Annotated in this window: 17 protein-coding genes and 1 tRNA gene; 10 read left to right on the top strand and 8 right to left on the bottom strand. The window is 36.5% G+C overall.

Features of this window, described 5'->3' with window-relative positions; genetic code table 11:
- Positions 1-84: 84 nt before the first annotated feature.
- Together pyrB and G600_RS0101815 are read right to left on the bottom strand one after the other, a co-directional pair.
- Positions 85-1002, bottom strand: coding sequence for an aspartate carbamoyltransferase (gene pyrB / locus G600_RS0101810; protein WP_027430403.1), 918 nt, complete (start codon positions 1000-1002; stop codon positions 85-87).
- Positions 1003-1330: 328 nt separating this feature from the next.
- Positions 1331-2383: a lactonase family protein gene (locus G600_RS0101815; protein ID WP_027430404.1), complete on the bottom strand. Its 1053-nt coding sequence runs from the start codon at positions 2381-2383 to the stop codon at positions 1331-1333.
- A gap of 272 nt (positions 2384-2655) precedes the next feature.
- Between G600_RS0101815 and nrdR the strand changes: the two genes are divergently transcribed.
- The 5 genes from nrdR (at position 2656) to efp (ending at position 6206) form a co-directional block, all read left to right on the top strand.
- Positions 2656-3102 carry a transcriptional regulator NrdR gene (nrdR, locus tag G600_RS0101820; RefSeq protein ID WP_027430405.1) on the top strand — a complete coding sequence of 149 codons (447 nt, stop codon included), beginning with the start codon at positions 2656-2658 and terminating at the stop codon, positions 3100-3102.
- 27 nt (positions 3103-3129) lie between these two features.
- Positions 3130-3648: a YqeG family HAD IIIA-type phosphatase gene (locus tag G600_RS0101825; RefSeq protein WP_027430406.1), complete on the top strand. Its 519-nt coding sequence runs from the start codon at positions 3130-3132 to the stop codon at positions 3646-3648.
- Positions 3635-4996, top strand: coding sequence for a shikimate dehydrogenase (gene aroE / locus G600_RS15800; RefSeq protein ID WP_051195312.1), 1362 nt, complete (start codon positions 3635-3637; stop codon positions 4994-4996). Before G600_RS0101825 ends, aroE begins: the two co-directional genes overlap by 14 nt.
- Positions 4997-5055: 59 nt before the next feature.
- The gene (gene aroQ / locus G600_RS0101835) at positions 5056-5499 is read left to right on the top strand and encodes a type II 3-dehydroquinate dehydratase (RefSeq protein ID WP_027430408.1); all 444 of its coding nucleotides are present in this window, start codon (positions 5056-5058) and stop codon (positions 5497-5499) included.
- A 149-nt stretch (positions 5500-5648) separates the two neighbouring features.
- Positions 5649-6206, top strand: a complete 558-nt coding sequence (efp, locus tag G600_RS0101840) for an elongation factor P (protein ID WP_027430409.1) — start codon at positions 5649-5651, stop codon at positions 6204-6206.
- A 65-nt stretch (positions 6207-6271) separates the two neighbouring features.
- Here the strand turns inward: efp and lepB are convergent, their stop codons facing one another.
- A complete protein-coding gene (gene lepB, locus G600_RS13460) occupies positions 6272-6811 on the bottom strand; it encodes a signal peptidase I (protein ID WP_051195323.1) in 540 nt (179 codons plus the stop codon).
- Between the two features lie 356 nt (positions 6812-7167).
- On the bottom strand, positions 7168-9159 hold the full coding sequence (gene htpG / locus G600_RS0101850) for a molecular chaperone HtpG (protein WP_027430410.1): 1992 nt from the start codon (positions 9157-9159) through the stop codon (positions 7168-7170).
- A gap of 346 nt (positions 9160-9505) precedes the next feature.
- On the opposite strand from htpG, the gene G600_RS0101855 reads away from it, so the two are divergent.
- The 3 genes from G600_RS0101855 (at position 9506) to G600_RS0101865 (ending at position 14209) form a co-directional block, all read left to right on the top strand.
- Positions 9506-11995: a hypothetical protein gene (locus G600_RS0101855; RefSeq protein WP_027430411.1), complete on the top strand. Its 2490-nt coding sequence runs from the start codon at positions 9506-9508 to the stop codon at positions 11993-11995.
- 122 nt (positions 11996-12117) lie between these two features.
- Complete coding sequence (locus G600_RS0101860) at positions 12118-12858, top strand: LytR/AlgR family response regulator transcription factor (protein ID WP_027430412.1); 741 nt, start codon at positions 12118-12120, stop codon at positions 12856-12858.
- A 34-nt stretch (positions 12859-12892) separates the two neighbouring features.
- Positions 12893-14209, top strand: a complete 1317-nt coding sequence (locus G600_RS0101865; RefSeq protein ID WP_027430413.1) for a sensor histidine kinase — start codon at positions 12893-12895, stop codon at positions 14207-14209.
- Positions 14210-14892: 683 nt separating this feature from the next.
- On the opposite strand, the gene G600_RS0101870 is transcribed toward G600_RS0101865, so the two are convergent.
- The 4 genes from G600_RS0101870 to G600_RS0101885 form a co-directional block, all read right to left on the bottom strand.
- On the bottom strand, positions 14893-15390 hold the full coding sequence (locus tag G600_RS0101870; RefSeq protein ID WP_027430414.1) for a DUF5721 family protein: 498 nt from the start codon (positions 15388-15390) through the stop codon (positions 14893-14895).
- A gap of 89 nt (positions 15391-15479) precedes the next feature.
- Positions 15480-16412, bottom strand: a complete 933-nt coding sequence (locus G600_RS0101875) for a radical SAM protein (RefSeq protein WP_027430415.1) — start codon at positions 16410-16412, stop codon at positions 15480-15482.
- 185 nt (positions 16413-16597) lie between these two features.
- A tRNA-Thr gene (locus tag G600_RS0101880) sits at positions 16598-16670 on the bottom strand.
- A gap of 347 nt (positions 16671-17017) precedes the next feature.
- Positions 17018-17995, bottom strand: a complete 978-nt coding sequence (locus G600_RS0101885) for a DHH family phosphoesterase (RefSeq protein ID WP_027430416.1) — start codon at positions 17993-17995, stop codon at positions 17018-17020.
- 262 nt (positions 17996-18257) lie between these two features.
- Here G600_RS0101885 and G600_RS0101890 point away from each other — a divergent pair, with 262 nt between their 5' ends.
- Positions 18258-19718, top strand: coding sequence for an MFS transporter (locus G600_RS0101890; RefSeq protein ID WP_051195324.1), 1461 nt, complete (start codon positions 18258-18260; stop codon positions 19716-19718).
- A 29-nt stretch (positions 19719-19747) separates the two neighbouring features.
- A complete protein-coding gene (locus tag G600_RS13465) occupies positions 19748-21679 on the top strand; it encodes an alpha-amylase family glycosyl hydrolase (RefSeq protein WP_051195313.1) in 1932 nt (643 codons plus the stop codon).
- Positions 21680-21693 lie beyond the last annotated feature (14 nt).

The following is a 21693-nucleotide window of genomic DNA, read 5'->3' on the forward strand; positions in this document are numbered from 1 at the left end:
CTCATTTATATTTGTATTTCTTAATTTAAAAAATGATGCTAAAACCCGTCTTTATTAGCGCCAATTCCTATCTATTAAGATTTATTATTTATCAAGTCCAAGAAGTGTAAGGATAAGAGCCATTCTTACATATACACCGAATTGAGCCTGCTTAAAGTAAGCTGCTCTTGGATCGTCATCAACTTCAACAGAGATTTCATTTACTCTTGGAAGTGGATGTAATACATACATATTTTCCTTTGCCTTAGCCATCTTTGCCTTATCAAGAACGTAGAAGCCCTTCATTCTTAAGTATTCATCTTCAGAGAAGAATCTTTCTCTTTGTACTCTTGTCATGTAAAGGAAATCAAGATTGCCAATAACATCGTCTAAGCTTTCAACTTCAACGAAGTCACAATTATTTTCTTTTAAAACATCTTCTCTGATGTAATCAGGAATTCTAAGTTCTTTAGGAGAAATAAGAACAAACTTGATGTTAGAATATCTAACAAGGGAACTAATAAGAGAATGAACAGTACGTCCAAATTTAAGATCGCCACAAAGACCAATAGTGAAATTATCAAGGGAACCACCAAGCTCTCTAATTGTCATAAGATCTGTAAGAGTTTGAGTTGGATGCTGATGGCCACCATCACCTGCGTTAATAACAGGAATTCTAGAAACAGAAGCAGCAACCATTGGTGCACCTTCCTTTGGATGTCTCATAGCAGCGATATCTGCATAACATGAAATAACACGAATTGTATCTGCAACGCTTTCGCCCTTTGAAGCGGAAGATGAGTTAGCAGAAGAAAAACCTAATACAGACCCTCCTAAGTTAAGCATAGCAGCTTCAAAACTTAATCGGGTTCTTGTACTAGGTTCATAGAATAAAGTAGCTAATTTCTTTCCTTCACAACGTTTAGAATACTTATCTGGGTTGTGAGAAATATCTCTGGCTAAATCAAGTAGGTTATTTAATTCTTCAACACTTAAATCTAGCGGACTAAGTAAATGTTTCATAATGCCTCCGTAAATCTCAATTAATTTTTAATCTTATGTATTCTACTATTAAAATCATAAAATATCAATGTTTATTTCAAAAAAAATACAAAAAATAAACCCCAAGAAAAATAAACTTAATTTTCTTAGGGTTTATATTAGAATTACAATATATTTTAACTCAGTCGGAGAAATCCCCCACCTCTAAGCGTTAGCGTAGGTGGGGGATTTCTCCGACTGAGTTAAACGCTCCGCGAGGATGCGCACGGATTCGGATAGGAATTTGTCTGCTGAAGCAGACCCGAATCCGGCGCGCAAGACTCGCGAGCGAGTCTTGACTAAATTCTAATTAGTCTTCTAATTCAACAATCTCCATGTTGTTAGGATGAGAAATGTTAAGTGGCTTACCATTCATAACAATTAAGCCCTTCTCATAATCAACAGTAAAAATTGTAATTGTGTTATTCTCGTTATTCATACACATTACATGCTTGTCATCAGGGAATACACCTAAGAACTTAGGATATTCGCCACTTACAGGTAAGGAATTAAGAGCTGATAACTTACCTGTCTTCTTATCTACTTTATAAACTGTAAGAGTGTTATCGCCAGCATTAGAGCAAAGTAAGTTATTTCCTGAGTTTGTAAAGGTAATATAAGCTGCTGCACTATTAGACTTGTGGTCCTTTCTTACAGTGAAAATGTTCTGAATAAGTTCAAATCTATTCTTATCTGAATTCTTGTCATATTCGTATACGTTGATGTAGTTCTTAAGCTCGCAAACAACATAAGCAAATTTACCATCTGCACTAAATAAAAGCTGACGAGGAGCTGATTCCTGCTGCGATCTAATAATATCATAGAGCTTAATTCTACCAGTCTTGTGGTCAAATTCGTAAAGCTTAATCTGATCGATACCTAAATCACAAGCGCAAAGTAAATCTTCATCAGGTGTGAAGCAAACTCCACTAACATGTGGTCTTGAATTACGTTCAGCAATACTTCCCATACCCTTATGGAATACTTCATCAGCAATGCCGCCAATTGAACCATCTGCCTTGATCTTTAAAACTGTAATCTTACCATCGTGATAACCTGCAACGACCATAAACTTATTGTCCTTAGTTGTAACAATATTACAGCCTCTCATACCGTTAATAGAAGCAGTATTAAGCTTCTTTAAAGAACCATCTTCTAATATTTTAAAGGAAGTAACACCCTGATCACAAATAGAGTAAAGGAACTGCTTATCATATGATGTAGTTACATAAGAAGGATTGTCGATTTCAATCTCATCTCTTTCAGTAATACGTCCCTTTGGCACATCTAAATCATAAATATGAATGCCCTTACTTTTTTCCTGTGTGTATGTTCCCACATATGCTACGTATTTTTTACTCATAGTTTTCCTCCAATAAAAAGTATTGTCTCCATGAATATAAAAACCCCTTTAGTTTTTTGTCACGTTAAAACAATCTAGTACAATTTTAATTCAAGGAGGGCTTTTTTTCAATAGGACTCGGTTAATTTTTTAACAAAACTAATATAATAAAGTATTTTTGAAAATGTTACGAAATCAAGTAATTATGTATATTTGACAAGTAAATATAAGCTTGACGTTGCTTAAAAAATTACATATAATTGATTTAAATAAAAGATGCGGAGGTGCTTAACATGAAGTGTCCATTCTGTGGTAATGATAATACTAAGGTTATTGATTCTAGACCAACAGACGATAGCTCAATTAGACGACGTCGTCAGTGTGAAGTTTGTGGTAAGAGATTTACAACATATGAGAAAGTAGAGACCCTACCGCTTATTGTTATAAAAAAGGATAATAACAGAGAACCATATGATAGAGAGAAGATAGTGGCAGGCATAGTTAGATCATGTCATAAGAGACCAGTTTCTATCTCAAAGATTAATTCTATGGTTGACGAAATTGAGAATACGATATTTAATATGGGAGAGAAAGAAATTTCTACTAATACAATTGGCGAAATCGTTATGGATAAATTAAAGGATGCAGACGAAGTCGCTTATGTACGATTTGCTTCCGTATATCGTGAATTTAAAGATGTAAACACATTTATGGATGAAATCAAGAAGATTTTAAAATAGAGCAATCTATTGTTATAAGGAGTTTTTATGTTAGAAAGATTTTATCCGGATTTGTATATTGATTCTGCGTATAATATTGATTATGAGGGCCTCTATAACGGTGGTTATAGAGGCATTATCTTTGATATAGATAATACCTTAGTAGAACATAATGCACCGGTAGATGAAAGATGCAAGAATTTATTTGAGAGATTACACGAGATAGGTTTTGAAACCTGCATTATCTCTAATAACGGCGAGGAAAGAGTAAGACCTCTAGCTAATGCAGCTAATTCTAAGTACGTTAGTAAGGCAGGCAAGCCAAATCCTAGAAACTATCACAAGGCCATGAACATTATGAATACAAGATCTAATGAAACATTTTTTGTTGGAGACCAGATTTTTACTGATGTTTGGGGCGCTAATAGAGCAGGAATTTTCTCAATCTTAGTAAAACCTATTGCAAAGCATGAGGAGATTCAGATAGTATTAAAAAGAAGACTTGAGTGGATTGTTTTAAAGTCTTACAAAAGGTTTTTAAGGAAGAAGGAAAATGAAAGAAATTAAGGGAACAACAAAGCTTTGCGGACTTGTTGGAAATCCGGTTGAACACTCTATTTCCCCGCTAATCCACAACAATTTATCAAAGCTAAAGGATATCGATATGGTTTATACAACCTTTAGAGTTGAGGATGAAGACGTGGATAGTGCCATTAAAGGGGCTTACTTACTTGGAATTGTTGGCTTAAATGTAACAGTTCCCCACAAGCAAAGAGTAATGGAGAGTTTAGTAGCAATTGACCCATTAGCTAAGGCCATTGGGGCAGTTAATACTCTAGTAAGGGATGAGAAGGGCTTTAAGGGTTACAATACTGATATCCTTGGACTAGAGCGTGAATTAATGGATGAGGGCTTATCCATTAAGAATAAGACATGTATTATTCTTGGAGCAGGAGGAGCTGCAAGAGCAATTACATTTTTATGTGCCAGCAGGGAAGCTAAAAAAGTTTTTGTAATTAATAGAAGTCTTGATAAGGCTAATTCTATTAAAGAAGCGGTTAATGCACATTTTAATTCAGATATTGTTGAGGTTTTAGGCCTTGATGAATATGAGCGAATTGAGGATAATGACTGCCTTTGCATTCAGTGTACTAGCGTAGGCTTATATCCTAACGTAGAGGATGTAATTATAAGCGATGATGCATTTTACAAAAAGCTATCAGCAGGGGTGGATATAATCTATAATCCTTACAGAACCCGCTTTATGAAGCTATGTAACAAGGCCGGTAAGAAGGCCTATAATGGTTTGAAAATGTTACTCTACCAGGGCGTTTGTGCTTACGAATTATGGACAGACACTAAGATTTCAGCTTCAGAGTGCCAAAAGATTTATACTAAGATGCGCGCCCATATGGCAGGAAACATCATTTTAATAGGCTTTATGGGTAGCGGTAAGTCTACCTTTGGCAAGTGGATTGCAAAGCACAAGGACATGGAATTTATCGATACCGACGACTATATTGAGTCTAAGGAAAATATGTCTATAAACGAAATTTTTGAAACTAAGGGTGAGGAGTACTTTAGAGAACTTGAAACAAGCGTGGTTAAGGAACTTCAGGCAAAGCTTACTAACTGCGTAATTTCAGTTGGTGGAGGCCTTGTTGTAAAGCCTGAAAATCAGAAGTTACTTGCTAATATGGGTAAGGTCGTTTATTTAGAGACACCTAAATGTGAGCTTATTAAGAGACTTTCATCAAGCAATAACAGACCGCTTTTAAAGGATGTTAACTTGTCTGATAGAATTGATGAGCTTATGGAGAAGAGAGAAGAAATCTATAAAAAGGCGGCTACTGTAAAGGTGGATACAGCCAATAGAGATTTTGAAGATATGTATAAGGATATAATTAATTCATAAATTATCTTAAAGAGATAAGAATTAAAACTAAGTGTAGTAAATGAAAGGTGGTAGTTAAGATGAAATTATTAGTTCTTAATGGACCAAATATTAATTTTCTTGGAATTAGAGAGAAAGGAATTTATGGTAATGACAACTATGAGACTTTAGTTTCCATGATTGAGGCTAAGGCTAAGGAGTTAGGAATAGAAGTAGAGGTTTTCCAGTCTAATCATGAGGGAGCAATCATTGATAAGATTCAGGAAGCTTACTATGAGAAGGTGGATGGAATTTTAATTAATCCAGGTGCCTTTACTCACTATTCTTATGCCATTAGAGATGCCCTAGCTTCATTAGCTGATATTAAGAAGATTGAGCTTCATATTTCAAATGTTCATAAAAGGGAAGAATTTAGACATACATCCGTTACAGTTCCTGTTTGTGATGGACAGATTGTAGGCCTAGGACTTAAGGGATATTTATACGGACTTGAGGCATTAATGGATATGGTTAATAAAAAATAGTTGCCAAATGACCTATATTAGTATAAAATTAATAAGGTTATTGCGTATCTTAGGAGGGGATAATCTTTCTTAAGATTTGAGTTATCATAAGTTTATATATTATTTAAGAACAGATAACATAATTGATTTATTTAGGAGGTTTACCAAGCATGGTTACAGCAGGTGATTTTAAAAATGGTATTACAATTCAGATGGATGGAAACATTTGGCAGATTATTGAATTCCAGCATGTAAAGCCAGGTAAGGGCGCAGCTTTTGTTAGAACAAAGTTAAAGAACATCGTTTCTGGTGGTGTTGTTGAAAAGTCTTTCAGACCAACAGAAAAGTTTGATTTAGCTCATATCGAAAAGAAGGAATATCAGTATCTTTACGCTGATGGAGATTTATTCTACTTCATGAATACAGAGACATACGATCAGATCGCATTATCAGCTGATAACGTTGGTGATTCACTTAAGTTCGTTAAGGAGAATGAATTAGTTAAGCTATGTTCACATAACGGTAACGTATTCTCTATCGAGCCACCAATTACAGTTGAACTTGTAATTACAGAATCAGAGCCAGGTGTTAAGGGTGATACAGCTACAGGTGCTACAAAGCCAGCTATCCTTGAAACAGGCGCTAAGATCAATGTTCCATTATTCGTTAACCAGGGTGATACAATTAAGATTGATACACGTACTGGCGAATATCTTTCAAGAGCATAATTAATTAGTGATTAATTAATAGAATAATAAGAAAGCCGCTTCGTATGAAGCGGCTTTTGTTTTATTTAATTATTACTAAAAAGACTAAAGGTTGGTTTAGCATTTTCACCATCATAATATTTAAAGATTACTTTAGCTAAAATCTCGTCCTTAGTTACATAAGAAGTTGTATCCCAGTATCTAGAATCCTTTGAGCTATTTCTATTATCCCCTAATACGAAGTAGCTGTCTTTAGGAACGATATAAGTCTGGCTTGTGCCATCGTCAATCATGGCTTCTTTTATATAGTCCTCAACTAATTCTTCACCATTTACATAAACCTTGCCCTCAGAGATTGTAACCACGTCTCCTGGTGTACCAATTACACGCTTAACGAAGTTTTGCTCTTCATCATCTGGGAATTTGAAAATGATAATGTCGCCACGCTTAGGCTCTGAGAAGATATAAGCAAGTCTAAAGCCTATTAATCTATCATTAACATTAATTGTGTTCTCCATGGAACCTGTTGGAACCTGAGCGTTAATAATAACGAATTTAGTAATGATAAGTGCTATAACAGCAGCAATAACTAAAATCTTAATATAGCTTAGGATTTCCTTTACAATAAGCTTCTTAGTGTCTTTCTTACAAGAAGCATTTGATTTAGAAGAATCATCACTAGATGATTTCTTAGAACTAGATTTACTAGCTGAAGTAGAGTAATCTAAATCGTCGTCATAGTCGTCAGGATTTTCAAAATAGATACCGTCATCTACGCTGTCATCGATATCAGTTAGAAAATCGTCGTTGAACTCCTCATTATATCTGTATTTGCGATTGTCAGCCATCTTTATACCCCTAATTGTAAATATTATAAGTTCGTAAAATGTCTAGCCAAAAAGAAAAGCTAGTACATTCGCATAAAAGTAGGAAAACCCTTATTTTTCACGAATTTACTAGCTTTATTTTACGTTAAATTTTTTTATTTGGCAAGTAATTCCATAATTTTATTACTTCTTGAAATAAATGCTGTCATAGCCTCAGCTGAGAGTGGTGCATGAGCAAGTAAAGCAAGGTCATAAATCTGTTCACAGAAGAGCTTTGTGTTCTCTCCTTCAGGATTTTTTGCAACGTAATCAACTAACTTGTTGTTAGCGTTAAGTACAAGGGTCTGACCGTTTGCACCAAACATAGATGGGTCCATGCCTGCCATGCCATACATCTTCATCATATCCTGCATACGTCTATCCTGCTCAGATAGTGTAATCATTGAGGAAATGTTCTCATCCTTGAGCTTTGTTACATTTACATTAAGCTTGTCATTGTTTAAGGCCTTCTTAAATGTATCTGTAAGCTTTTCAGAGATATCCTTTAATTCATCTTCGTTAACTTCTTCCTTAAAGCTATCATCAATAGCAGCATCAACACGGCTAAACTTTAAGCCTTCGTTTTTACTCTCTAAGCTCTGGATAAATGGCTGATCAATTCTGTTATCAAGAATTAATGCATCGATATTATCTGCCTTAAACATGTTGATATACTGGCTCTGTTCCTGCATATCAGTTACATAGAAGATTGTATTCTCATGCTTTTCTTTATTCTCTTCAAGGGCTTCCTTAAGTGTTAAGTACTTGTTATCTAAGTTCTTAAAGATAATGTAGTCGTTCATCTTCTCAGCGAATTTCTCATCCTTTAAGCAACCGTATTTAATGAATGGATTAATGTCATCCCAGTATTTCTCGTAGTTTTCTCTATCAGTCTTGCACATACCTGATAACTTATCAGCAACCTTCTTAGTAATATAGTCGCTAATCTTCTTAACGAAACCGTCATTCTGAAGGGCAGAACGAGATACGTTAAGTGGAAGGTCTGGACAATCAATTACACCCTTTAGTAGGAGTAAGAATTCAGGAATAACTTCCTTGATGTTATCAGCTACGAATACCTGATTGTTATATAACTTAATTGTTCCTTCAGCAGATTCATATTCCATGTTAATCTTAGGAAAATATAAGATACCCTTTAAGTTAAATGGATAGTCCATATTTAAGTGAATCCAGAAGAGTGGTTCCTTGTAATCCTTAAATACTCTGTGATAGAACTCAATATAGTCTTCCTTCTTACATTCATTAGGATGCTTTGTCCATAATGGATGAATGTCGTTTAGAGCTTCTGGACGCTTGTTGATTGTAACCATCTTCTTTGCTGGTTCCTTTTCAACAGTCTTCTTTTCGCCATCTTCCTCAACCTCTTCAGTTACTGCATCCTTTGTAAAACGCTTAACTACAACGTCCTTTTCCTGTAATTCTTCTTCAGGGATGTCGACAGTCTTTGGCTCTTCGTCAACATTTTCCATAAAGATTTCAACAGGCATGAATGAGCAGTACTTCTCAAGAACTTCTCTAGCCTTGTATTCGTTGCAGAATTCATAAGAATCATCGTTTAAGTAAAGAGTAATCTCTGTACCAACGCTTGTCTTATCTGAATCAGACATATCATAGTCTGTACCGCCATCACATTCCCAGTGAACAGCTGTTGCATCCTTTTTATATGATAAAGTATCGATTGTAACCTTGTTTGCTACCATGAAAGCTGAGTAGAAACCAAGACCGAAGTGACCAATAATCTGATCGTCATTAGTCTTATCCTTGTACTGTTCAAGGAAGGCTTCAGCACCTGAGAAAGCAATCTGGTTGATATATTCGTTAACTTCCTCACTTGTCATACCAAGACCATTATCAATAATCTTGATAGTCTTATCTTTAGAGCTAATTTCTACTTTAACCTTATATTCAATGTCATCTGGCTCTTCGTATTCGCCAATAAGTGATAACTTCTTTAATTTAGTAATTGCATCACATGCATTAGAGATTAATTCTCTATAGAAAATATCGTGGTCTGAGTACATCCACTTTTTTATAATAGGAAAAATATTTTGACTGTTAATTGATAAACTACCGTGTTCCTTAGCCATTTTATCCACTCCTTTGATTGTAATAGTATTAGAATCTAGGCTTTCGCCCAACAAAATATACTTTAAACTTAAAATGACTGAAAGTCAATAAAAATTAGCACTCAAATTAGCTGAGTGCTAATAAAATTTTTATAAACTTATAAGATAGATGCATTAGTTGTATTTACTAGATATTAGTTTCCGTCCATGCTATAATATACCAAAATTTTGGTAGGTGGAATGACCACCAGTGTTAACAGGTAACAAAAAAAGTGGGGGATTTTAATAAAAAAGGAATCTGAAAGCCTTGAAATTACTGGCTTAGAGATTCTGAGAGATTATTACTATGACAAGGAGGAACCAAAAGTTGGACATCATCTGGAAGGAACAGGGTTTTATATATAATGAAGAATACAGGGAACTGAATGAACAAACGCTTTTGCTGGATGGCAGACTTTCCCGGGAGGAGGCGGCTGCGCATCCTCATGTCTACTGTGATATTCAGGAGGCTTTTGCCGGTCGTGAACTTTCGGAAGGGAGTCTGGAAAATCCCACTATCATGTACATTGTTCCAAATGTCTATTGGATTGATGACCCTCTGGCAACAGATACCCTGCAAAAAAAAGAAGGGGATAGAGCTCCCTTCGGTATGCATGTAAACAGCAGATCTTTAAAAATAGTAGGATTATCCGAAAAGCCGGAAAACATAGTGATTGCAGGCAACAGAGGGCAGTCCCATGCCTGCAACGGAAATTATACTCTGTTTAGTTTTCAGGTGGAGGAATTGTTCCTTGCCAATCTGACGCTGGGAAACTATTGTTGTGTAGATTTAGTCTATCCGACGAATCCGGCACTGAATCAGCAAAAGAGAACGGAGTCTGTTACCCAGGCACAGCTTGCTTTTCAGGAAGGAGAAAAACTTTGTGCCGACAATTGCCGTTTTGTAAGTCGGTTAAATCTGGTTCCTGTTTGTGGGGCAAAACGCGCATTGTATCGGAATTGTCATTTTGAGAGCACAGATGATGCTTTAAACGGAAACGCAGTGTATGTAGGCTGCGATTTTGATTTTTACGGTAATCGGCCCATTTATCAGGCAACAGGAACGGGAGCTGTGTTTATTGACTGCATTTTCCGTAGCAGGATTAAGACTCTGGGAACGGAGGCAGAACAGTATCTTACCAAGGAGGGCGGTCAGATCGCGTTGATTGATTGTTGCTATGAAACAGCGGAAAACGTGCCTGTGAGAGTTGATTGGACGAAATATCCATTGCCCTCTCTAAAATGTTATCAGTACGGAGTTGTTCAAAACGGAAAGCCGGTCATACTTGGAGGCGGTGGCAGCGAAGAAACGGTACAGCTTCAGGGTAAGAAAGCGCTGGAAGCCTATGTTTTCGAATATGAGGCAAAGAGATATATCAATATTGAAAATCTGCTGGGGGGAAGTGAGGGCTGGAATCCTCTGGGAGAGCCGGAAATTTCGAAAAAAGCCGGGAAGCTGCGAATTCCGACTTTTATGCAGTTGCAGACAGACAGGGAAAAAATTGTCTACGGAGAAGATGCTATTCATGTTACCGCGAAGGTATTCCTCTTTTCCGGAGAGGAATGCCGGGAGAGGGTTGACTTTCGATTGGAGAAAAGAGATACAGTTTATGCAGAACTGATTCCGGAAACGGAGCATTCCTGTCGAATTGAAAATCGCAATCACAGTGAGCAGGAAAAGCAGCTTGTGGTTCATGCGTGTACGGAGAGCGGTCTGGAGGCTGCGGTTGCCATTTCTGTGGAACCCTGCCTCTTTCCAGCACCGAAACTGACAGGAGAACCTGTAATGAAGATGGTAAGAGAAATGGGATGTGTGACTCTTTCCTATGCTCTGTCTTCAAAGGAACGCACGGATGCGTCGGAGATTTCCTGGTACAGGTGTGATACCGCAGCGGGAGAGGGTGCGGTACTCTGCGCTGTGACCAAAAGAAGCATTCCGCTTCAATGCTATCGTTTGACAGCGGCTGATATCGGAAAATATATAAAGGCAGTCATCATTCCCAGACTTTCGGGAAGTTTGCCGGGAATTGCAAAAGAGGTTATGACATCTTTTCCTGTGACGGAAGACGAAGTGGATGAGAAGTATTTATTTACAGATTTCTCTGAATTACCGGATGAAAATCAGCCGGAATTAAGAAGGGGAAGCTGGACTTTGGATTGTGCAAGACCGGTCGACATAGAGATTAACTCGTCCACCTTTGGCAGTTGGAAGATGGATAGCAGTATTCCGGCCTGGCAATATGGGGAGACAGGCAATGGAAGCAAGGGTGTGGGGTTCTATCAGAATACCCAGGGCGCCAGACTTCGGTTTGCTCCCGTCTTAAAACAGTATGGTGATATGAGCCTGACGGTAAAGGCTGACCCTGCAAAGACGGCGGGGCAGGGGTTTGGCAGTGCAGGACAATACATGGATTTTGGAATCAAGTTTGAGGTAGAAAAGTTGACAGGATATGCTTTGCGGGTAATCCGCGTAAAAGAAGCTTCTGATGCAGTAGCAATGGCGCTGGTAGAATATAGAGAAGGAAAGAGCAGCTATCTGACTGCATTACAGTTGGTTTCCTGTTATCTCACCGGCTTTTGTGTAACTGTCAGATTGGAAGGAAAAACGCTGATTGCTACGGCTGAATGTGATACACCTCAGCCTGCTTATCAGATGGAAAAAGGCTATGCACATGAGGTACGGTTGGAGTCGGAGGTGTCGGTAAATCCGGAGGGCGGAATTTTGATCTGGCATACGGGAACACCGGGAACGGGCGGCTGGCAGAACACGACTATGCTCCATAGTATAGAAGTGGAATGGGAAACAGCATCAGAATGATGGATTTGTCAAGAGAATTTGACAAAAAAAGTGGGGAATTTTAATAAAAAAGGAATCTGAAAGCCTTGAAATTACTGGCTTAGAGATTCCGAGAGATTATAACTAAATAATGGAGGTAAATTATGAGAATAGCCATATGTGATGATGACAGCATAGTGATAGACGACGTAAGATGGCGCATTCAAGATATTGACGACAGCATAGAGTATGACGGATATAGTTCAAGTATTGATCTGTTGGTGACTCTGAAAAACAAAGGTTATAATTTTTATGATTTAATAATTCTAGATCATTTAATGCCAGAGATTAATGGCCTGCAGCTTGCAGAGATTTTAAGAAAGAATAATTTTACGGGACTAATTGTTTTCTTAACAGGTGAAGATGGAATTATTGATGACACTTTTAAAGTGTTACCTTTTAGATTTCTTAGAAAGCCAATTAATAAAGACAGATTCAATGAAATGATATCTGCTGCGCATAAGAAAATAACCAAGAATAGATTGATAGAAGTACCTGTCTCAAAATTAGAGAAGCTAGTTTTGAAAATAAACGACATTGTTCTTTTTGAAGCGGGACACAGAAAGAGCATTGTAGTAACTAGAGATTCTGAGGTGGAGAGCACAAGAAACATTTCCGATTGGGAAAGATTTGTAGAAGAAGAAAAGCTTAACTGCTTTGTAAGGATTACAAAAAGTTACGTAATTAATCTAGAACATGTAGTTGGCTATAGCAAGGGCTATAGAGGCGGAAGTGTAAAGCTTGATAACGTGCACTACAAAGAGGTTGAGGTAAGTTCTAGTTATTGGGGTCATTTTATAGACAGTATGAATGTCTATAGCTTAAGCAATAAAGTGACTATCTAATGTTTGTGAGGATGACAATTTATAGGGAGAAGACATGAATAATCATTTTTTAGGAGCTTTAATTTTGTTAGTAATATATTTAGACGTTTATTTATTAGTTACTTGTATTTTTAAATTAAAAATGAAATACAAACTATACCCTTCAATCATATTAGTTTTAGTGGTGGGTATCTTAAGCGAGTTTTTCTTAAACGATAGCTTACAGGACTTTATTGAGATAGTACTGCCGGTGCTAGTTATAGGCTTTAATCTCTACAATAAGAAAGACCTAACTAAGCTTATATTTGCAACGGTTTTAGTAACCATGCTTGATAGCCTAGTTTCTATACTAAATTATTTATTTATACCAGAGAGTAAAATTTCAATCTACAATTATGATGCAACTAAATTTATCTTAGAGATTCCAGTATTTCTCTTGATTCTAGTTATAAGCCTCATCGTTTATAAGAAGAAGTTTGATTTTAGCAAGTATAAATTAGATAAGTACATTTTAGTCTATTCCTTTGCAGGTCTTAGTATTATTGCAAATATTAGCGTCTTCTCGCTATATTTTCTCAATCTAAATATGAGCCTAGATAGAATAGTAGTGGTGCTTTTAATTTCCACAAGTTTAGCAGTAATTACCTTAGTTTTACTTGTCTTTAACCTAGTTAAAAACGACAGATTAGAGTATGAAATCGAATTATCCAATAAGGTAATTGCTAATCAGATTGAGTATTTTAAGGTCATGGAGGAGAAGGATAGCCAAACTAAGGCCTTTAGACACGACATTAGAAAGCATCTTTTTTGCATGCGACATTTAAGCGAGAATAAGGAATATGAGGAGCTTGCTAAGTACATTGATGCTATGTGTGAAAATGTTACAGAGCTAAGTCCTGAGATTAATACCGGAAACAGCCTTATGTCTTCCATTTTATCGGAGTGTATAAGACAGTGTCCAAAGGTAAATGCAAGGTGGGAGGGACATTTGCCATCTGACATGGGTATATCAAATATCGACCTTTGTACCATTTTCTATAATCTTGTTCTAAATGCCTTCGAGGCAGCAAACAAGAAGCTTGAGACTATGACTAGTGAAGAGAGACAAGACGATAGGGCAAAGCTTGACTGCGATGTCTATATTGAAATGTCTATGACAAATGTAAACAAGATTCTTACAATTAAGAACAAGCGCATAAGTCCACCGGTTAAAATTAGAAATAGATATATTACTTCAAAACAGGGGGAAGGCCATGGTTACGGCCTAAAGAACGCAATGAATGTACTAGATAAGCTAGATGGTTCTCTTATAACTTCGGATGACGGTTACATTTACACAACTGAGATTATTATACCTAATCAAAATAGTTAAAACTTTTTTCGAAAAAGTGTATCCAAATGTAGCTTTTTGGTACTCAACTGTGTTGAAAAATAAAACTTAACAAATTAAAATATTCTTAGATGATAAATTATCATCGTAAACATAAAGATCGTGGGAGGTTTTTAAATATGGTAAGCGGTTCAGCATTTTTTGATTTAATTAGACGTTGGTTACTCGGCGAAATCTAATTAAGGATAAAAGAACAAACATGGAGGTTATGCTCATATAAGGAAATGCGTTCTCCCTATTGTCCCGTATATTAATAAATGCATTTTCTCATATGGACATAATATAGATTGTCTTTTGACAGATCGTACCCTCGAATTCACAAACATTAAACGAAAAAATAAAGTCTAGATTTCTAGGCTTTATTTTTTTATTCTAATTGGTTTAAATTGTGCTCAATGTACTTAGATGTAGCTTTTTGGTACTGAACTGTGTTGAAAGGGGAGCTTTAAAAAGAGTAAAATTATAAGCGTGATATGAAGAGCTTCACGAAAGATCATGAAAACATCATGCAAACGATGTCAGTCGTTCCTGACAACTAATATTGTATTACACCCTAAGTTATTGTCGTTGTCTGTAGTGAATGAGAATTTCTATATGATATTAGTTAATAAGGAATGAGTAGACAAAGTCTATAGTCTATTCATTCCTTATGTTTGCAGCTTTCTTTAATTTTCTGTATAGGCAATTTCAGCCATTTCAAAAGTGTTCTTAATATAAGCATCAAAAGCTTTCTCTAAACTCTTATCAAGAGTGAAAGTCTTAAGAGAAGTACCTGTAATAATTGTTACAACATCATCCTTGTAATTCACATTTATAAAAAGTCCATCAATGCTATCAATATCAAGGTCGATATCATTTTTCTCAATGAGTTTTGCAATTGCTTTTTTTGATAGGGCGAAAATGATTTTAAGGCCGCTTGGCACTTTCTTGCCCTTTATAAGATTAAAGATGTGAGGTCTTTGCATCTTCCAGTTAGAATATTGGCTATCAGGAAGAGCTTCTAATTCCTCGGCTGTGTAGAAACTTGTGTTGATTCTACCATCAATTTTATAAAATGAACCAGTCTGAATATCTGCCTCAGATAAAAGTAACATATCAAAAGTTTCCTTTACTAAGAGCTTGTTCATAAAGTCGCTGGTATTAGTAACTGTAAGTGATATCATATATTTTCCTCTCAAAATTTATTCTGACATAAGTCAAAAACGAAATAACAATAAAATGATAATTGCAAATCAAAACACTGTCAATTAGATTATAAAATTCCCCTATAGTCAAACTCAGGAATGAAGCTTTCACTAGCCACGCTGCCATCTTGGGTAAAGCCCTTAGTAAGGCCTAAATCAAGGGCGTAGTCAATGACACTATCATATTCCCTTTTAGTCACCTTTCTGTGAAGCTTTGGATGATTTTCCACCTGCTTTAGAGGAGTATATTGGTTCATTATGCTTATGAAAATGTTGTCGCCATATTTTTTATATAAATATTTTATGACAGCCTTTGAATCCTTTGTGCTTCCTGGCAAGCAAAGATGTCTAACAACAATGCCGGATTTTAAAATTCCATCTTCTATATTTACATTGTGAGCTTTTTTAAGGCTTTCTCTTTCTTCATCTGTAAAGAATACTGGAGACTTTCTTTGTCTATACATTTCAGCAAGGGCAGCGCTAGCCACTTCAAAATAGTCTGGGGCGTTAGAGTATTCCTTTGATAACTCATGGCTTACATACTTAAAGTCAGGAAGATAGACATCCACAAGGCCGTCTAAATCCTTTAAAGTTTCCACCTTTTCATAAGAGCTAGTGTTATAGACAATAGGAATAACAAGGCCTTTGTTCTTTGCAAGCTCAAGGGCCTTTATGATTTCATAAGTAAAGTGCGTTGGAGTTACAAGATTTATATTGTTGGCCCCTTGTGCTTGAAGGGTTAGCATAATCTCTGAGAGTTTCTCAACACTTATTTCAATTCCATCTGTATTTGCGGCAATGTTATAGTTTTGGCAGAAAATGCATCGCATATTACAGCCTGAAAAAAATATGGCGCCACTGCCATTACTTCCGGAAATACAGGGTTCTTCCCAAAAATGAAGAGCAGCACGGGCTGCTCTTATTTGGTCTGAGGATTTACAAAATCCTGTGTTGGTTTTTCGATTTATATTACAGCCACGAGGGCAGATGTTACAGTTCATAGTGATCCTTTCAGGGGGGCCCGCCATTAGATGCGACTTATCTCGTCTCACCACAAGTGGGGAACCTCAGGACATGAGATACGGCTTATCTTGTCCCACCACAAGTGGGGAACCCCCGCCATTAGATGCGACTGACGTCGCGGGGCGGGTGATAGGTAGCGATTCACTGCGTGAATAGCTACAGAAGCTACCAATGGGACTTGAACCCACGACCTACTGATTACGAATCAGTTGCTCTACCAACTGAGCTATGGTAGCGAATAGTTTGTGGCACGTTAGAAATTGTGGTAAAGCGGACATTCGGAATCCGCTTTGCTACTTCCTCATGAACGCAGTGGCACTTTGTGCCACTTGTCAGAAGGGGCTTTAACCCCTTCTGACACCAGTAAGCTTTATACCCCCGCTTAAAGCTTACGCTTTTGAAGCGGGGGATTGCTTACACTGCGTTCAAACTAATATATTTAAGTTTTGTCGATAATTCCCCCGACATTTGTTAAACCATTTTTAAATATAATTCAATAAAATTAGGATGTCAAGACAACTTCTAGCGTTTAAGCCTTAGTTTTCTTAACATCCCTAGTATCGATACTTAATATAACAATTATTTAATAAGACACATCCAATGTCTGTAAGAAGCGTTCTTTCATCTGAATGATAAACTCATTAAGATTGATTTCTTCTGGATTTCCTTTAAATGGTAGGAAACCTCCCGCCATGTTATCATGGCCGCCGCCACTACCAATGCCCTCTAAGGCTATGTTTGTAATGTAACCGGCTCTGTAATTAGAATTACTTCTTATGGATAACTTGATGCCATCTGCTTTTACAGAATAAATAACGGTTAGTTCAATGCCATTTAGCGTGATTAGGAAATCGGCAATGTTAGCAATAAGGGCATCGGGACAATTTTTACCAGCATCCGCAAAACAAACGGATTCGTAAATGTCCACACTTGAAATAGCTGTGCTATAGGACTTTAAATCGCTCATCTCTATGATAGAACTATCAAGGTCGTAGAGCACGTCATTGTCCGCAAGTCCATGTAATATATAAAACATCTCCATATCCAAATCGCTAACCCCGCGTTTCATATCAGCAGTATCAACCTTGATGCCGTATAAAAGGGCAGTAGCAACATTTTTTGGAATATCAATGTCATTCTCAACATAGTAAGAGGCAATAATTGAGGCGCAGGCCCCAACCTCAGGTCGAATATCAGAGAATTGGTAATCTTCATTAATATAGATAGGATGGTGATCAATACAAATAATTTCTGTACCATTCATGTTAATAATATTGGCATTACCTTTCTGAGCATCAACAATAATAATCTCATCGTCATTTTCTAACTCGTCTGCAGATTCACTTTCCACCACCTTAATTCCAAGCCTGCGAACCATCTTCGCAGTAACTGTCTTATCAATGGAACCGTTGTAAGTGATCTGTGCATCAATCCCTCTGATTCTAAGCAAAACAGAAAGACCATATGCACTTGCAATTGCATCTGGATCAGGAAAATTATGGGTTTGTATGTAAACTTTATTGTTGTTCACCTTAGAAATGATTTTGTCTAGATTAGTCATGATCATTCTCCTATAAAATTTAGTGCTCCCTTATCCCCTTTAAGTAAATATTTCCCAGCTTAAAGGTTTTACAATTAGCAACCTAATTAAACAAAGTAAATCGCATAAAGTAAACCTAGATGTTTATATTACATGAACAGGGCTTTTTATTCAAGCCGATTCATATATTTTTTTACTCGTTAAAATATGTCAAATATATTATAATATAATAAGAAAAAATTGTTTATATAATATGAGCAAAAAAATAATGAGTGAAAATATTATGAATGATAATTTTAATAAAGAATCAAAGGAAAATCTAAATACAATAGAAGCAAATAAAGCAAAGATGTGGCAGATTGCCCTCTTTAGTCTAAATAACACCTCCACAAACCTTTTCCTAGCCATGATGGGATACGTTTCTTATTATGCAAATGGAATCGCAGGTCTTGGAGTTGTGCTTATTTCCTTTATTTTAACAGGCATGAGGGTTTTTGATGGTGTAACTGACCCCTTTATTGGCTATTTTATTGATAAGACCAATGGCAAGTACGGAAAGTTTAGGCCTTACATAGTTCTTGGCTACGTGCTTATGGCCATAAGTTCTCTAGTGCTTTTTTTTACTACAGATTTGGTTGCAAATGTATTAAAGCCAATTTACTTTATCGTAGTTTATTCAGTCTACATCATAGGCTATACTTTCCAGACAGCGGTTGTAAAATCTGGCCAGTCGGTTATTACTAATGATCCGGCACAGCGCCCCTTTATAACCTTTTTTGACTCAACTTTTATAATGCTTGCTCACGGTCTTGTAGCATTTTACGTATCTGTTTACTTAATTGGAAAGTATGAGAGCTTCACAAATAAAGACCTTTATATTGAGTTTGTAATAACCGTTGTAATAGTGGCTGGAATCTGCTCATTACTGGCGGTTATTGGAATTTGGGAAAAGGATAATATTAAGTATTTTAGGTTAGAGAGTAAGGAAGAAAGGCCAAAGATACATTTTAAGGAGTACTTTAATATACTTAAGCATAACAAACCTATTAGGATGCTTGTAATCGCTGCGGCTTCTAATAAATTTGCTCAGATGGTTTATGGAAATGCTACGGTGCTAGTTATGTTTTACGGAATACTTATGCAAAACTATGCCCTTGCAGGTATCATTGGTATTATTATAGGTTTTCCAAACCTAGCAATTATCTATCTTGGAATTAACTATGCCAAGAAAAATGGCCAGAAGAAGGCACTTATTTTATCTACTTATTTGGCTATATTTTTTCAATTAATTTTAATGTTTATGATGCTATTTACGGATTTAACTAAGGTTTCCCTAAGTCACATAAATCTAATCACTATTTTGTTTTTACTTGTATTCATGCTACTTAATGGTGTAAAATCTATATCTAACAACATAGTAGTTCCAATGATTGCAGATTGTACCGATTACGAGTATTGTATAAGTGGTTATTTTGTGCCTGGAATTATGGGAGCACTTTTTTCATTTGTTGATAAGACTTTTTCAGCACTTGCCACAGCATTTGTGGGTTTGTGCTTGTCGGTTATAGGCTTTGGGAAAGTTTTCCCACAGGTCGAGGATGCATTGACACCGCAATTAAAGTACATGACAGTTTTCTTTTACTGCGTGATTCCAATTATTGGCTGGTGTGTAACCTTGTTTATCATGCGTTTTTACAAGCTTGATAAGAAGACAATGCAGGGACTTTATAGGGATAGAGCGTAAGTTAAAGAAAGCTAGGATAGGAGTAGGAAATGCAGGTAAGAAGCGGAAATCCAACAATCATGGGGGCGAATTTAATAGATGGCGTTTACAATTTTTCTTTTGCAAATGCATCATCCAACGTGACTTTATTATTATTTAGCGAGAAGAAAAAGCACCCTAAGTATAAGATTAAATTTGAAGAGGATATGCGATTTGGCGACGTCTATTCTATGGCAATTTCAGGAATAGACCTATCTAGCTATTTCTATGCTTATGAAATAGATAAACACATTTTCATAGATCCTTATGCCAAGGAAATCACAGATTGTGGCTGCTTTGGTAAGAAATCAAGAGAGGATGTCTATATCTCACCAATCTGTCTTCCGGAATACGATTGGGAAGGGGATAGACCTCTTGATTTAGACTATAAGGACAGTATTTTTTATAAGTTAAATGTCAGAGGATATACAAAGTCTAAGACTTCTAAGGTTAAGGAAAAGGGAACCTTTAGAGGTATCATAGAGAAACTCCCTTATCTTAAGGATTTAGGAATTACAACTATTGAGCTTATGCCAGCTTATGAATTTGATGAAATCGGACGTTTTTATCAGTTAAAGGAAGATTCCATTCTTTCAAGATACGGGGTGGATACTCGTTTCATTAATGGTGAGAAATCAAGCGCAGTTAACTTCTGGGGTTATACTAGAGGTTTTTACTTTGCACCTAAAGCAAGTTTTTCCTCTCGCGTTGCAGGAAAGGACTACAAAAAAGGCTACAGTTCTGAATTTAAGGACCTTGTAAAAGAGGCACACAAAGCAGGAATTGAAGTGGTTATGGAAATGTTTTTTGTAAAGGAAAGCGTAAGCTTATGCCTTGACTGCGTAAGATATTGGGTGAATGAGTATCATATCGATGGCGTTCACGTATACGGAGAGGAAACCATTTTAAAAGCTATTGCTTCAGACCCAATGCTATCAAAAACTAAGGTACTAACAGTATTTTGGGAGGGTAATAAAGGCACTTATAAGCACATGGCAAATTATAATAATGATTTCCAGAATGTGGTTAGACAGTTACTTAAAGGTGATGAGAATCAGCTTCAGAGTTTTATAAATGTTACAAAAAACAATCCAACAAACAGTGCAGTTATTAATTACATCACCAATAACAACGGCTTTACATTAACAGATTTAGTAAGTTATGATAGAAAGCACAACGAACTTAATGGCGAGAACAACAGAGATGGTGAGAACTTTAATTATAGCTGGAACTGCGGCGAAGAGGGTCCTACAAAGAAGCGTAAGATAATTGATCTTAGACTTAAGCAGATTAAAAATGCTCTCACTATGGTGATTTTATCTGCGGGCACTCCACTTATTTTGGCCGGAGATGAATTTGCCAATAGCCAAGAGGGTAATAATAACCCATACTGCGTAGATAGCGAGGTTTCTTGGCTTACTTGGAAGGAGACTTCAACTGCTAAGAAGATTTTTGATTGGACTAAAACTTTAATAGATTTTAGAAAAAAATATGCAATCCTACATCAGGAAAATCCACTTAGTCAAACAGACAGATTATCTATTGGATTCCCAGATTTGTCATATCATGGCAATAATGCTTGGTTTACACCAACAGATAATTTCATTAGACAGGTGGGCATGATGTATTCTGCAGCTCACGGTGAAGAAGGCGTTAATGAGCTTATTTATATAGCTTATAATATGCACTGGGAGGAGCACGAGCTTGCCCTTCCAAAGATTGACTCTAAAGAGGGCTGGAAGATTGTTATGTGTTCTGCCACAAAGAAAGAGACTGCTACAATTAATGAGGAGAAGAGAACAGTTTTACTTGCCCCTCGAAGCGTTGCAATCTTAGTGGGAGAGTATAAGCCTTTTAAGAAGGGAATAATTATTACTCCTAAGCTTGATACAAGCAACAATAATAAAATAGATGATATTAATAGATCAGACAAAACTAATTAGGATTTGGAAAGGTA

Source organism: Lachnospira multipara ATCC 19207 (genome assembly GCF_000424105.1).
GTDB lineage: Bacteria > Bacillota > Clostridia > Lachnospirales > Lachnospiraceae > Lachnospira > Lachnospira multipara.

What these genes read in the sequence shown, in the direction of transcription:
- pyrB (WP_027430403.1), bottom strand. Translation starts at nt 1,002, where the DNA reads ATGAAACATTTACTTAGTCCGCTAGATTTAAGTGTTGAAGAATTAAAT.
- G600_RS0101815 (WP_027430404.1), bottom strand. Translation starts at nt 2,383, where the DNA reads ATGAGTAAAAAATACGTAGCATATGTGGGAACATACACACAGGAAAAA.
- nrdR (WP_027430405.1), top strand. Translation starts at nt 2,656, where the DNA reads ATGAAGTGTCCATTCTGTGGTAATGATAATACTAAGGTTATTGATTCT.
- G600_RS0101825 (WP_027430406.1), top strand. Translation starts at nt 3,130, where the DNA reads ATGTTAGAAAGATTTTATCCGGATTTGTATATTGATTCTGCGTATAAT.
- aroE (WP_051195312.1), top strand. Translation starts at nt 3,635, where the DNA reads ATGAAAGAAATTAAGGGAACAACAAAGCTTTGCGGACTTGTTGGAAAT.
- aroQ (WP_027430408.1), top strand. Translation starts at nt 5,056, where the DNA reads ATGAAATTATTAGTTCTTAATGGACCAAATATTAATTTTCTTGGAATT.
- efp (WP_027430409.1), top strand. Translation starts at nt 5,649, where the DNA reads ATGGTTACAGCAGGTGATTTTAAAAATGGTATTACAATTCAGATGGAT.
- htpG (WP_027430410.1), bottom strand. Translation starts at nt 9,159, where the DNA reads ATGGCTAAGGAACACGGTAGTTTATCAATTAACAGTCAAAATATTTTT.
- G600_RS0101860 (WP_027430412.1), top strand. Translation starts at nt 12,118, where the DNA reads ATGAGAATAGCCATATGTGATGATGACAGCATAGTGATAGACGACGTA.
- G600_RS0101865 (WP_027430413.1), top strand. Translation starts at nt 12,893, where the DNA reads ATGAATAATCATTTTTTAGGAGCTTTAATTTTGTTAGTAATATATTTA.
- G600_RS0101870 (WP_027430414.1), bottom strand. Translation starts at nt 15,390, where the DNA reads ATGATATCACTTACAGTTACTAATACCAGCGACTTTATGAACAAGCTC.
- G600_RS0101875 (WP_027430415.1), bottom strand. Translation starts at nt 16,412, where the DNA reads ATGAACTGTAACATCTGCCCTCGTGGCTGTAATATAAATCGAAAAACC.
- G600_RS0101885 (WP_027430416.1), bottom strand. Translation starts at nt 17,995, where the DNA reads ATGACTAATCTAGACAAAATCATTTCTAAGGTGAACAACAATAAAGTT.
- G600_RS0101890 (WP_051195324.1), top strand. Translation starts at nt 18,258, where the DNA reads ATGAATGATAATTTTAATAAAGAATCAAAGGAAAATCTAAATACAATA.
- G600_RS13465 (WP_051195313.1), top strand. Translation starts at nt 19,748, where the DNA reads ATGCAGGTAAGAAGCGGAAATCCAACAATCATGGGGGCGAATTTAATA.